The sequence below is a fragment of the Hyphomicrobium sp. 01T421 genome, assembly GCF_056398805.1.
Genome location: NZ_JBFTQC010000001.1, coordinates 2,262,113 through 2,275,049 on the forward strand (window position 1 = coordinate 2,262,113; position 12,937 = coordinate 2,275,049).

Consider the following 12,937-nt stretch of genomic DNA (forward strand, 5'->3'; position numbering starts at 1 on the left):
GGATTGGTGCCCAGAAGAGGACTCGAACCTCCACGCCTTGTGAGCGCTGCTACCTGAAAGCAGTGCGTCTACCAATTCCGCCATCTGGGCATCGACGTGTCAGGTAAATTGTGCGGGCCCGGAAGTCAATTGCGTGACTGCTAATCCGATTGAGACAATGCTTTAGCAGGTGCCGACGAGGCGGTCCGGGCGATCCTTAGTGCCAGCGGTTGCACATGAGGTGACGGGCGCTGCAGGGCTTCATCCTGCGCTCGACGATGCAATTCGGTCTGCGGCGACCCTGCGGGGAGCAATAATCAGGATGAGGGGTGGCGGCCGCTTCCCCAAACGTGCTCCATCGAGATCTCACGCTTGTGGCGCCGCGTCGTGTGAGCGTGGCCGTCGATCCACAGAGGGTCGCTATTCGTCTGCAAGCGGAATCCGCGCGCATTTCACGGATCGCAGAATCACCCCAAGGTTTCAAAATAATTACCGCCCACTGATTTTCTCGTGAAACCATTCGGTTCTAATTTTCTAGTCGCGCGTCGTCGCGCTCAAATCATCAGCACTCGTCGATTGAATAAATGACTTTTTTCATAAGTGCATTTTGTGGCCGATGTTCTCAATGCTGACAATTGGTCGGGCGGCGCTTGTTTGGCGTAGGCAAATGCTTTTTTGCAATTCGCGCGCTGATCCCGAACTCCGGGGGAATGATTTTGCTCAGAGCATTGCAGCGGGGATTGGCCGCCGCCACCTGCGCCTTCACTCTTTTCGGCAGCCCTGCCGCTTTCGCGCAAGAGTTCTTGAGGTTAAATCTTTGGGATGACGACTCCTGGATCAGCGTCGGAGCGGGTCTGCGTGGGCAGTTCATCACGGAGCCCGAGAAATCGGGACTTAACGATGCGGAACTGGCGAACGCCCGACTTTACATACAGGGCCAGCTCACCAAGAAAGTCGGTTTCACTTATAATACCGACATAGATCAAGCTCCGAACGGCGATCCCACCGGTATGCAAACTCTCGACGCGATGGCTCGCTTCGAGTTCCACGACGAGTTCAACCTCTACGGCGGGCGAATGTTGCCTCCGAGCGATCGCGCAAACCTCGACGGACCGTTCAATCTCGGAACGTGGGAATTTCCGTTCGTCAGCGCCTATCCCGCTATCTTCGACGGTCGCGATAATGGCGGTGCGGTCTGGGGCGATATCGGCAAGTTCAAATATATGATCGGCGGATACCAGGGTTGCACCGCAGATAACAATTCGTGTTTCAGTCGCGAAGCTAACGGGCCGCTTGTGGCCGGCCGTGTGCAGTACGATTTCTGGGATGCGGAGGACGGCTATTACACCTACTCAAGCGACTATTACGGCAAAAAACAAATTCTGTCGGTTGGTGTCGTCGGGCAGTTCCAGAGCGGAGCCGCGACCGACGGTGTGCGGTCAGGTGATTTCACCGGCTTCAATGTGGACGTGCTGATGCAGCATCACGCGTTTACCGCGCATGATAATTTTACGATCGAAGGTGCGTACTACATCTACGATACCTACGGCATCGATACGCGCACCGCTGATGGCGGAAACGGGCTTGCTTCCGGCAATGCCTGGTTCATCCTGACGAGCTACCTGATCGATCACAAAGTTTGCATCGGCAGGTTTGAGCCGGTCTTCCGTTACCAGGAGTTCGATCACGATTTCGGGCCGGACCAAGCTGAATATTCGGTCGGCAGCAACTTCATCATCGATGGCCACGACGCGCTTCTGTCCGCCCTCTTTTCGCATGAGAATATCGACGACTTCGGCGACAGAAACGTCGACAGATTTATTCTGGGTATGCAACTTCAGTTTTGATGTAACGGGGACGGGTACCGTCATTCACTTCTTCAGCCCAGGTTAAGCCCAGGCGCGTTTTCGCGCTCGTTCTAAAATCAGTGCCCTTGCTCGCACCGCAAGGCCGCCGCGACGCTGGCTGTTGCCTCGGCAGGATCGCTGGCAGTCGGAGTATTTGGTCTCTGGTGACTCACCGAGAAAGGGGGGGCGGACGATCCTTTTGGGATCGGCAAACACCAGAGCCATGCAACTCTAAAAGCGCGCGCTTCGCAATTTGTGAAGCCTAGCTAGGCCGTCCATAGCACGACAGCGCTCGCGATTGTGGCTAGATTGTGTGGTGCCCAGAAGAGGACTCGAACCTCCACGCCTTGTGAGCGCTGCTACCTGAAAGCAGTGCGTCTACCAATTCCGCCATCTGGGCTCCGACGTGTCAGGTAAATTGTGCGAGCGCCGCAGTCAATTGCGTTACGAGTTAGCAGGGTGAGACAATCCTTCCACCCGCGGCCATCAACTCTCGGCCTTCAACCCTCGGCCATCAACTCTCCGCATGAGGCAGTCCGACAGGCTTCACAGCGTCAGTTTGGATCGTTAGACCTGCAGCCAGCAAATGAGCCCATCGGGGCTGCAGCATCGAGGTTTCCGAATGGCAGAAAACGGCAAGCTGGCGACGGTTTTCGGAGGCTCCGGTTTCGTCGGCCGCTACATCGTCTGGTCGTTGGCCCGGAAGGGCTACCGGGTGCGTGCCGCCGTCCGCAGGCCGGATCTCGCGGGCTATCTGCAACCCATGGGCGCAGTCGGGCAGATCTACGGAGTTCAGGCGAACCTTCGGTTTGCCGATTCGATCGCGCGGGCCGTGGAAGGCGCCGAGATCGTCATCAACGCCGTCGGGATCTTGGCGCCGAGCGCCGCGCAGACCTTTGAAGCCTTGCACGCCGAGGGCGCGGCGCGCGTTGCGAAAGCCGCCAAGGAAGCGGGAGCGACCCGCCTCGTCCATATTTCGGCGATTGGTGCGGACGCAGCGTCCGCCTCTCGATATGCGCGAACGAAGGCAGAGGGAGAACGGGCGACCTTCGCCGAATTCTCCGCCGCACAGATATTGAGGCCGTCCATCGTGTTCGGTCCGGAGGACGAGTTCTTCAACCGATTTGCATCGATGGCGCGTATGAGTCCGTTTCTTCCGCTGATCGGGGGCGGGGACACGAAATTCCAGCCGGTTTTCGTTGGAGACGTGGGGCAGGCGGCTGCCAATGCGGCCACGGGCGCCGGAAAGACGGGCACGATCTATGAACTCGGCGGCCCGGAGATTTTCAGTTTCAGGGATCTGCTCGAGGCGACACTACGCTACGCGGATCGCCGGCGGCTCCTGTTGCCCATTCCGTTTGGGATTGCGAAGCTCATGGCCATCTTGAGTTCGCCGCTTCCAAATTCGCTGCGTCCCATAACGCTCGATCAGGTCCGGTTGCTGCAGTCGGATAACGTTGTGTCGGAAGCTGCGAAAAAAGAAGGGCGGACGATTGAGGCACTCGGCGTCGAACGGCCGGCATCAATCGATGGGATCGTTCCCGACTATCTGGAGCGCTTCAAGCCGAAGGGCCAATACGCCCATTATCGCAACTGAAGCATTTCTGACTGAAGCGCTCTTGGCCCGCTCGCCGCGGTGTCGTGAGAAAAAAGTAGAGCCACCCAAGGGATTGGGCGGCTCTTCGCATTTCGGGGATCTTCGCGTCGTTTTTCTAATGCAACGGTGCGATCGACAACTCGTCTTCCTGAGCATGTCCGATGGCCGCCTGCAGCGTGTCGGTCAGGGCGATTGGCRTCCCGTCGGCCGCGTGAAGCGAAAAAAGCGGAATGCCCTTCGGGAGGCCATCGATCTGCGGAAACATCTCGATCGCTTCGTCCGAGGTCAGCGTCTTGATGTATGCGACCTCGCCGCCGCCAAGCCGTGCAAGCTCCAGCTCGCTCATGACGGGTCCTACAAGATCGCGGACTTCGGTAGCTTTTGCGGTGGTCTTAGTATTCATGACGCTCTTCCTCCTTGTGTCGAGGCCGGGCTCTCATCGCAGCTCGGAAAGTGTGACCCTCTGGCGATCTTCCCTTCTGCGAGTGTGCTCCGATCCTCCGACGATTCGGCCGCCGGCGCTGTGACGCGAAAGACTCAGCTCAGGTCCGGCTTTTGATCTGCTTCGCCGTCCCTATCTCAATACGCCGGACAAGACGCTCTGGTTCTAGGCGCTGTAAATCGACGGCCAACAGCCCGTTGGAAAGCTCGGCGCTTTTTACTTCGATGCCATCAGCCAGGACGAACGTTCTCGAAAACTGGCGGGAAGCGATGCCCCGGTAAAGATAATCGCGCGCCTTGTCGTCCTGCTGCTTGCCTCGAACCGTCAATTGTTTGTCTTCGAGCGTTATTTCCAGCTCGTCGCGCGTAAATCCGGCAACCGCCAGTGTAATGCGGAGAAGCTCGCCGTCGTCACCATCCCGGGCGACCCTCTCGATATTGTAAGGTGGATAACCGTCGCCACCCTTGGTGGCTCGGTCGACCAGCCGTTCGATTTCCTCGAAACCCAGAAGCAAGGGGTTCGAAAGTGCGGTTAGGCGCGTCATTTGAAGGTCCTCATCCAAGCGACCATCTATTCCAAGTTTGCCAGACACCCTCTCGGGCCACCCGGTCCACCGGCATCGCTGCCCGGTGATTTATTGAAGATATGGGGGTGTCGGACCGGTCTTCAAGCGTGATCGGGGGTGGGGAGTGTCGCGGACGCCTCATGTGCGTCCAAAACGCTGTGGAGCCGGCTTTTTGCCTTCGTGCCGCCTTGGGGCCATGGCCAAGGAGCCGAGGCCATTATGGTCTTATTCCGGGTAGGGGGATTCATGAAGTTTGCGTCCGTGCTGTTCGCGTTGGCCTTTGCTTTTTCGGCTTTTTCGATCGTTCCCTTCGCTTGCTCAATTGCGGCCGCAGAGGAATCGGCGAAGGCGCCAGCCGACGCCGCCAAGGCCTCGGATTCCGGAAAGGCCTCAGACTCCGGGAAGGTGTTGGGCGATCCCGACGGGCCGCTTACCCCTGAAGAAAAGGCGGAGAAGGCGGCACGTCAGGCCTGCAAGGTCGATCTCTGCAAAGCCTTCCATTCGAAGGACGTCTCGGGAAGCGACATCGCCTGCCACGTGATCAAGAGCTGGCGCAAGGAACAGCTTGTGAAGCTCGTCAGCAAACTCAAGGTGACCTGGCCTTACGATGGCGCCCACTGTTCGACGGACTTGAGCGTCAAGCGGGGCGATCTGGTGAAGGCGATGACCGAGCCAAAAGCCGAGGTGGTTTTCGTCAAGCATACGGTCACATGCTCGATTGCAAGCGAGAAGAATGGCGCGACCGATTTCTCGTTCGATTTGACTCCGAAAGTGACGTTCGAGAATGGGAAGGCGATCAAGGCGCAAGCTCAGTGGGGAAAGATCGAAGCGCCGACGCTGATCAAAAGTGCGCTTTGGACCGCGACCGCGGCGGACAACACCGTGAACATCCTATCGAGTTCCATCGTCGAGGAAGTCAATGAGTTCATTGGGAAGCGTTGTGACGAAGTCAAAGACCAATGGGCTGCCAAGCAATAGCCGGCATATAACCTTTCGCATTTGCGAAGTGTTATATTGTTATTAGGCGGGCTTATGAGTGGTCATTGTAAATACGATTGGCACTTATTTCCTGGCGAGCATAGGTAGATGCCCGTTAAGCGTGGACAAACCACTCTTGGAGGAAACCATGAAGACGTGGTCGAAGCCTGAAGTTCGCGAGCAGGAAGTTGGTCTCGAAGTGACCAGCTATCTCCCAGCTGAGATCGATCTCATCTAATTCGGATGGGGTCGGCCTTAGGGTCGAACTTTTAAGCGGCGGCCGAGTCTCTCGGTCGTCGCTTTTTCATTGCCTCATGCGAGGCTTTCGAGCGCCTCGCGCTTTTCCTCAAGTTCCAGCCAACGCGTTTCAGCTGTTTCGAGCTGCAACTGTGCTTGTGCCAACCTTTCGCTCGCTTTGTCGAACGCCGGGCGATCACGCGTGAAGAGATCGGCGTCGGCGAGCTTTGCGGCGATCAGCTGGATCTCTTCTTCGAGCTTCGCCATTTCGAGGGGAAGCGAGGTCAGCGCGTGCTTATCCTTGAAGGTTAGTTTCTGCTTCGCGGGAGCAGCCGCCCCATCCGATTCCGCCGTGGCCTTGCGGGACGGTCCGGCCGAATTCAATTGCGATTTCTTTTTCAGACCCTCGCCTTTGCGCTGGGCGAGCATATCGGAATATCCACCGGCATATTCGGTCCAATGACCGTCGCCGTCGGGCGCCAATACGCTCGTTACGATGCGATCGAGGAAATCCCGGTCGTGGCTGACGAGCAGAAGCGTGCCTGCGTAATCCGAAAGAAGCTCCTGCAAGAGATCGAGCGTTTCGAGATCGAGATCGTTCGTCGGCTCGTCGAGGATGAGCACGTTCGATGGCTTGGCCAGTGCTCGCGCCAGCATCAAGCGCGCCCGCTCTCCACCCGACAGAACGCGGATCGGTGAGAGCCGCTGTTCGGGAAGAAAAAGGAAGTCCTGCATGTAACTCGCGACATGCCGCGCCTTGCCATTGATGATGACCTGATCGCCGCGTCCGCCTGTCAGGGCGTCGGAAACCGTCCAATTGGGATTGAGTTCGTCGCGCTTCTGGTCGAGGGCAACGATCTCAAGATTGGCGCCGCGCCGGATGTTGCCGCTGTCGGGGGCTATTTCTCCCGTCATCAGTTTGATCAGCGTCGTCTTGCCGGCGCCGTTCGGGCCGACGATCCCGAGCCGGTCGCCCCGCATGACGCGAAGATCGAGGTTCGAGACGATGTGGGTGTCGCCATAGGCTTTGGAGATGCCGGTCGCCTCGACGACGAGCTTGCCAGAGAGACTACCTTCCGCGGCGTCCAAGCGGACAGTCCCGACGGCATGGCGCTGCTCGCGCACCTCTTGGCGCATGGCGCGCAATTCGCGTACGCGGCGCACGTTTCGCTTACGTCTGCCGGTGACGCCGCCATGCATCCACTGGTTTTCGCGGACGATCTTGCGATCGAGTTTGTGGCGCTCGAATTCTTCCTCTTCGAGCACCTTGTCGCGCCAGTCCTCGAATGCGGCAAAGCCCTGTTCGAGGCGCCGCGTCTTGCCCCGGTCGAGCCAGACGGTTGCGCGCGATAGCGTTTCGAGGAAGCGCCTGTCGTGGCTGATCAGCAGCAGCGCCGAGCGCGATGCCTGGAGCGTCGATTCCAGCCATTCGATCGCGGTGAGATCGAGGTGGTTGGTCGGCTCGTCGAGCAGGAGGACGTCGGGCTTCGAGACGATTGCCTGCGCGAGGCCGGCGCGGCGCGCTTCGCCGCCGGAGAGAGTTTGAGGATCGCTTTCTCCAGAGAGCCCGAGTTCGCTCAGAAGATAGTCGGCCTGATAGGGATCGTCGGTCGGGGCGAGGCCTGACTCGATGTAGGCGCGGACGGTCTTGAAGCCGGTAAAATCGGCTTCTTGCCGAAGATAGCGAATGCTCGCGTTCGGATGGGCGAAGCGTTCGCCGCGATCCGGTTCGACCAATCCGGCGGCGATTTTCAGCAGCGTCGATTTTCCGGAACCGTTGCGGCCGACGAGGCAGACGCGATCGCCAGGGGCGACGGTCAGCTCGGCGCCTTCGAGCAGCGGAGTACCGCCGAAGGTCAGGTTGATGTCTTTGAGCGTAATGAGAGGAGGAGCCATAGGGCCCCTCGTAGCGGTGGACGCGCGCCGGATCAATCCTTGCGGTGGCCTCGCGGTCATTTGCCGAAGAACGCGGCGAGCGTTAGCCACAAATGCGGGACAGTGCGTTTTGCCGCACTCATTTCCGGCGCGGATATTCCGTCAGCAGCAGCGGCTGATTTTGCCACCGCCTTCGCCGTATCGGCTCGCCTGACGTTCGCGGAAGAAATCCTCGTAGCTCATAACGGGTTCATCCGGGTGAGCGCGGCGGCGATGGGCGACGTAGGCATCGTAGTCGGGCACGCCGACCATCAGCCGCGCGGTCTTCGCGATGCCGGTTGCAAACTTAAACAGCAGGCCGGTGCTGGTTTTCCGCATGCATCACTCCGCCGCAACCATAGCGCTCTCCCGAGCCGAAACATTCGGGTCGGCGAGCGCCTTCATCACTGCCGCTATGCCGAATCCCGCCATGGCGACAACAAGCGCGATCAAGAGCCCCGTGAGCGTGGCGTTCAGATAGTCGTTGAAGACGATGCGCTGCATGTCCTCGATCGACTTTGCGGGTGCGATGACCTGGCCGGAGGCGAGCGAGTTTGAGAATTTTGCCGCGTGAGACACGAAGCCGATAGCCGGATTTTCGCTAAAGATTTTCTGCCAGCCGGCGGTCAGCGTGCAGATCGCGACCCAGATCGCGGGCGCGAGCGTCACCCAAGCGTAGCGCTGCCGTTTCATCTTGAAGAGGATGACCGTGCAGAGCGTCAGCGCGATGCAGGCGAGCATCTGGTTCGCAATGCCGAATAGCGGCCAAAGCGTATTGATGCCGCCCAAGGGATCGACGACGCCCTGGTAGAGGAAATAGCCCCATCCGCCGACGGCGATAGCTGTTGCCCCGATGTTTGCCGTCCATGAGCGCGTATCCCGCAACGCCGGGCTTATCGTTCCCATCAGATCCTGGATCATGAAGCGGGCGACGCGCGTTCCGGCATCGATGGTCGTCAGAATGAAGAGCGCCTCGAAGAGAATGGCGAAGTGATACCAGAACGCCATCATGGCTTTGCCGCCAATGGCGCTGGAAAGAATTTCGGCCATGCCGACGGCGAGCGTTGGGGCGCCGCCGGTGCGTGAGAGGATCGTCGACTCGCCGACGTGGGCTGCGGTTTCCCTCAGCGCGTCGGGCGTGATGGCGAAGCCCCAGCCGGAGATCGCCGCGGCGGCCGTTTCCGGGGTCGTCCCGATCAGGGCTGCCGGGCTGTTCAGCGCGAAGTAAAGCCCCGGGTCGAGTGTCGAGGCTGCGACGAGCGCCATGATGGCGACGAAGCTTTCCATCAGCATCGCGCCGTAGCCGATGAAGCGGGCATTGACCTCGTTGTCGAGCATCTTCGGCGTCGTGCCGGAGGCAACGAGCGAGTGGAAGCCCGAGATCGCGCCGCAGGCAATGGTGATGAACAGGAACGGGAAGAGGCTGCCGGCGAAAACGGGCCCGCTGCCGTCGATGAATTTCGTGACTGCCGGCATCTTCAGTTCGGGCAGAACGACGAAGATGCCGATCGCCAGGCCCGCGATGGTGCCGATTTTCAGGAATGTCGACAGGTAGTCGCGGGGCGCCAGCAGCGTCCACACCGGCAACACGGCGGCGACGAAACCATAGGCGATCAGCATCATCGAAAGCTGCTCGCCCGAATAGTTGAACATCGGTCCGAGCGTCGGATCTTCGGCAACGTGGCGGCCGAAGATCAAAGACAGCATCAACAAACTAAAGCCGATCAGGGACATCTCGGCGATCCGGCCGGGCCGAATGTAGCGGCCGTAAAAACCCATGAAGACGGCGATCGGGATCGTCATCATCACCGTGAAGGTCGCCCACGGGCTTTGCTTCAAGGCTTTGACGACGACAAGCGCCAGGACCGCCAGCAAGATGACCATGATGAGAAGGACGCCGATCATCGCGATGGCGCCGGCGATGTCGCCGAGTTCGGCGCGGATCATCTCGCCGAGGGAGCGCCCGTCGCGGCGCGTCGAGGCCCAAAGCATGATGAAATCCTGCACGGCGCCTGCGAAGATCACGCCGAAGATCAGCCAGAGCGTTCCGGGCAGGTATCCCATCTGCGCCGCGAGCACGGGGCCGACGAGCGGACCTGCACCGGCGATGGCCGCGAAGTGGTGACCGAAGAGGACAGTTTTATCGGTCGGGCAATAGTCGAGCCCGTCATTGAAGCGCTGGGCTGGGGTCAGTCGCTTCGGATCGAGTTGCAATACGCGGTCGGCGATGAAGCGGCTGTAGAACCGGTATGCGAGGAGGTAGGAGCAAATCGCTGCGGATACGAGCCAGATGGCGTTGATCGTTTCGCCTCGCGATAGCGCGACGATGGCAAGCGAGATCGCGCCGAGTACAGCGACAGCCACCCAAGTGAGATTTAAGCGCCAGTTAAGCATCGTTCCGTCCCTATCGTTCGCGATTATGGCTCGCAAATCGGTTCGGGGACGGACACTACATAAAAAGCGGTGAGAGGTCAGCCATGTCGGCGGTCGCGGGGTGATGCGCCCAATTGGCCCAAGCCAAATTGACTTGAGAGTGGATTGGTGGAGCTAACCGGGATCGAACCGGTGACCTCTTGCATGCCATGCAAGCGCTCTCCCAGCTGAGCTATAGCCCCGAACCATTCCAATCGGCGGGGCTGGATCCCACCGAAGTCGTGCCTGATAAGTCGTCTTGAAGGAAACTGCAAGGACGTTTCAGAACCTTATCAAGGCTCTTCGTCGCCCTCGACCGCCGGGCCACCAATAATGTTGGAAACGTCGCCGCCTTCTTCTTCCTCTTCCTCGAGGAAGGTTTCGTCGTCCTCGCCGCCGGCCGAGTCGTCGGCTTCAACGTCGGCAAGAGCTTCTTCGCCCTCAACGACGGGCAATTCACCGTCGGCATCGTCAGCCGTCGCAACCTTCTTCGCCTTCTTGGCCGCCAAGTCGCGCTGCTCGGCCTGAAGGGCTGCCAATGCCGCGGGTGATGATGCGATCACATATTTGGCATTGCAGAAGGGGCAGATGATCGGGTCGTGCTCGAGGTCGTAAAAGCGCTCGCCGCAGTTCTGACAGGTGCGCTTCGTCCCTCGCGCTTGCTTGGTCGCCATGATCGTGCCTCAAGTTCTCGGAATTTGAGGCAGCCCGTCTGCCATAGGTGGTGCTGCCTGTCAAAACGAAAAAGTGGGAGCTGGCCGGACTGCGTCAAGGGCTCTCGCCGACGACGTCTTGCCCTCCGTTCGAGCGTGCCGTTGACAGGGCGTCGCGGTCCAGTGTCTATCCGGGCTTCGACTGAGGCCAAAGTGCCCGATGCCCCCAATTTTCTAACGGTTTGGAAGGTTGAATTGAACACTACAGCCATGCCGAAACCGCTGTCATCGCTCCGGGCGGCGCCGCTCAAGGGCCATGTGCGGGTTCCCGGCGATAAATCGATTTCGCACCGGGCGCTGATTTTCGGGGCGCTGGCGACCGGCACAACGCGCGTTACGGGGCTTCTCGAAGCCGAGGACGTCATAAACACCGCTAAAGCGGTGATCGCCCTCGGCGCGCTGGCGGAAAAGCGTGGCGACGTTTGGGAGGTCAAAGGACGCGGCGTCGGCGGCCTCCGGGCGCCTGACGAGCCGCTCGAATTCGGCAATTCCGGCACTGGTACGCGGCTGATGATGGGCGTCGTCGCGGGGCATCCGATGACGGTGACCATGACGGGCGACGCCTCTTTGTCGCGCCGCCCGATGCGGCGGGTTTTGGCTCCTCTCATAGAAATGGGTCTCGAGGTTCTGGAGCCCGGCCGCGAGAAGTTGCCGCTGACCCTCAAGGGTACGAGCGAACTGACGCCAATCGTCTATGTGCTTCCGGTGCCTTCGGCGCAGGTGAAAAGCGCGGTCCTGATCGCGGGTCTTCACGCAGCAGGCGAAACGACAGTCGTCGAGCGCGAGCCGACGCGCGACCATACGGAGCGTATGCTGCGCCATTTCGGTGCAACTGTCCGAACCGAAGCGAAAGGTCTCGACACGCACATCACCGTGACGGGGCATGCCGAACTCGTGGGCCGCGATGTCCACGTTCCCGGCGATCCTTCGTCTGCGGCATTCCTCGCCGCTGCGGCGCTGCTCGTGCCGGGCTCCGATGTCACGATCGAAGGCGTGCTGACCAATCCGACACGTATTGGCCTCTATACAACGCTGCAGGAAATGGGCGGCGATATCACGTTCCTCAACGAGCGCGAGGAAGGTGGCGAGCCGGTTGCAGACATTCGCATTCGCGCTTCGCGCCTCAAGGGCGTCCGTGTGCCGCCCGAACGCGCGCCATCGATGATCGATGAATATCCGGTGCTAGCTGCAATTTCGGCCTTTGCCGAAGGTCAGACGCAGATGGACGGCCTGGCCGAGCTCAAGGTCAAGGAGAGCGATCGACTTCAGGCGACTGCAGCGGGCCTGGAGGCCAATGGGGCGATCGTGCGGGTAGATGGCGACAGCTTGACGGTTACCGGCAACGGCACGCTCAAGGGCGGCGGCGTTGTTGCAACTCATCTCGACCATCGGATCGCTATGGCGTTCCTGACGGCCGGTCTCGTGAGCGATGAGCCGATCGTCGTGGACGACTCGACGATGATTGCGACGAGTTTCCCCGAGTTTCGCCAGCTCATGGAGACGCTCGGGGCGAGATATACTGAGTCAGTCGGCCGGTGACCGCGATGCTTGTCTGCCGTCTCGCCTTCAATCTCACGGGTGCGACCCGGATCATTCGGGAACGGGGAGAACGCAATTGATCATTGCGATCGATGGTCCGGCCGCATCGGGCAAAGGCACTCTCGCAAAGCGTATTGCGGCTCATTTCGGATTGGCGTGGCTGGACACTGGCCTTCTCTATCGCGCTGTTGCCAGGGACATCCTCGCAACCGGCGGTGATTTGGAAGATGTTCAGGCGGCGACGGCCGCCGCGAAATCGGTGAAGGCCGACAGCCTGGACGACACCGCATTGCGGGGACCGCGTGCCGGTGATGCGGCGTCGATCGTGGCAAAAATTCCCGAGGTGCGCGCGGCATTGCTCGACTATCAACGGGCATTCGCCCGGCAGGCAGGCGGCGCCGTTCTCGATGGCCGCGATATCGGCACGGTCGTGTGTCCGGATGCGCCGGTGAAGATCTTCGTGACTGCTTCCGATGAAGCCCGGGCGATGCGGCGCTTTCTGGAGCATCAGTCACGCGGCGACAGCATCACCTACGACGAGCTTCTTGCCGATATCCGGCGAAGAGATGCGCGCGATAGCGGCCGTTCCGCTGCCCCGATGTACGCTGCCGACGACGCGGTTCATCTCGATACGACGGCGTTGGACGCAGATCAGGCATTCGCCGCGGCATTGCAATTGATCGCGCTCGCCAGCAACAAGTGCTGATCTACCGG

Annotated in this window: 12 protein-coding genes and 3 tRNA genes; 6 read left to right on the top strand and 9 right to left on the bottom strand. The window is 60.0% G+C overall.

What is annotated here, in order from left to right:
* Positions 1–4 precede the first annotated feature (4 nt).
* Positions 5–90 (bottom strand) — tRNA-Leu (locus tag AC1DK3_RS10420).
* A gap of 599 nt (positions 91–689) precedes the next feature.
* Between AC1DK3_RS10420 and AC1DK3_RS10425 the strand changes: the two genes are divergently transcribed.
* On the top strand, positions 690–1,826 hold the full coding sequence (locus AC1DK3_RS10425) for a porin (RefSeq protein ID WP_477192138.1): 1,137 nt from the start codon (positions 690–692) through the stop codon (positions 1,824–1,826).
* A 314-nt stretch (positions 1,827–2,140) separates the two neighbouring features.
* Here AC1DK3_RS10425 and AC1DK3_RS10430 read toward each other — a convergent pair.
* Positions 2,141–2,226 (bottom strand) — tRNA-Leu (locus tag AC1DK3_RS10430).
* 222 nt (positions 2,227–2,448) lie between these two features.
* Here AC1DK3_RS10430 and AC1DK3_RS10435 point away from each other — a divergent pair.
* Positions 2,449–3,423, top strand: coding sequence for a complex I NDUFA9 subunit family protein (locus AC1DK3_RS10435; protein ID WP_477192139.1), 975 nt, complete (start codon positions 2,449–2,451; stop codon positions 3,421–3,423).
* 115 nt (positions 3,424–3,538) lie between these two features.
* Here the strand turns inward: AC1DK3_RS10435 and AC1DK3_RS10440 are convergent, their stop codons facing one another.
* Entirely contained in the window at positions 3,539–3,826 is a 288-nt protein-coding gene (locus AC1DK3_RS10440) for a BQ00720 family protein (RefSeq protein ID WP_477192140.1), read from the bottom strand.
* 139 nt (positions 3,827–3,965) lie between these two features.
* Positions 3,966–4,409 carry an Hsp20 family protein gene (locus tag AC1DK3_RS10445; RefSeq protein WP_477192141.1) on the bottom strand — a complete coding sequence of 148 codons (444 nt, stop codon included), beginning with the start codon at positions 4,407–4,409 and terminating at the stop codon, positions 3,966–3,968.
* 267 nt (positions 4,410–4,676) lie between these two features.
* Here AC1DK3_RS10445 and AC1DK3_RS10450 point away from each other — a divergent pair, with 267 nt between their 5' ends.
* Together AC1DK3_RS10450 and pqqA are read left to right on the top strand one after the other, a co-directional pair.
* The gene (locus tag AC1DK3_RS10450; protein WP_477192142.1) at positions 4,677–5,408 is read left to right on the top strand and encodes a hypothetical protein; all 732 of its coding nucleotides are present in this window, start codon (positions 4,677–4,679) and stop codon (positions 5,406–5,408) included.
* 148 nt (positions 5,409–5,556) lie between these two features.
* Positions 5,557–5,646, top strand: a complete 90-nt coding sequence (gene pqqA / locus AC1DK3_RS10455) for a pyrroloquinoline quinone precursor peptide PqqA (RefSeq protein WP_045838205.1) — start codon at positions 5,557–5,559, stop codon at positions 5,644–5,646.
* Positions 5,647–5,720: 74 nt separating this feature from the next.
* Here the strand turns inward: pqqA and AC1DK3_RS10460 are convergent, their stop codons facing one another.
* The 5 genes from AC1DK3_RS10460 to AC1DK3_RS10480 all read right to left on the bottom strand — a co-directional run bounded on the left by AC1DK3_RS10460 (position 5,721) and on the right by AC1DK3_RS10480 (position 10,645).
* Positions 5,721–7,541, bottom strand: a complete 1,821-nt coding sequence (locus AC1DK3_RS10460; RefSeq protein ID WP_477192143.1) for an ABC-F family ATP-binding cassette domain-containing protein — start codon at positions 7,539–7,541, stop codon at positions 5,721–5,723.
* Positions 7,542–7,682: 141 nt separating this feature from the next.
* Positions 7,683–7,898, bottom strand: coding sequence for a YbdD/YjiX family protein (locus tag AC1DK3_RS10465; RefSeq protein WP_477192144.1), 216 nt, complete (start codon positions 7,896–7,898; stop codon positions 7,683–7,685).
* A 3-nt stretch (positions 7,899–7,901) separates the two neighbouring features.
* A complete protein-coding gene (locus tag AC1DK3_RS10470) occupies positions 7,902–9,953 on the bottom strand; it encodes a carbon starvation CstA family protein (RefSeq protein ID WP_477192145.1) in 2,052 nt (683 codons plus the stop codon).
* Positions 9,954–10,098: 145 nt separating this feature from the next.
* Positions 10,099–10,174: transfer RNA gene (locus AC1DK3_RS10475), tRNA-Ala, on the bottom strand.
* Positions 10,175–10,264: 90 nt separating this feature from the next.
* Entirely contained in the window at positions 10,265–10,645 is a 381-nt protein-coding gene (locus tag AC1DK3_RS10480) for a TIGR02300 family protein (RefSeq protein ID WP_477192146.1), read from the bottom strand.
* Between the two features lie 249 nt (positions 10,646–10,894).
* Here AC1DK3_RS10480 and aroA point away from each other — a divergent pair, with 249 nt between their 5' ends.
* Positions 10,895–12,223: a 3-phosphoshikimate 1-carboxyvinyltransferase gene (gene aroA, locus AC1DK3_RS10485; RefSeq protein WP_477192906.1), complete on the top strand. Its 1,329-nt coding sequence runs from the start codon at positions 10,895–10,897 to the stop codon at positions 12,221–12,223.
* 76 nt (positions 12,224–12,299) lie between these two features.
* Positions 12,300–12,929, top strand: a complete 630-nt coding sequence (gene cmk / locus AC1DK3_RS10490) for a (d)CMP kinase (RefSeq protein ID WP_477192147.1) — start codon at positions 12,300–12,302, stop codon at positions 12,927–12,929.
* The last annotated feature ends 8 nt before the right edge of the window (positions 12,930–12,937 follow it).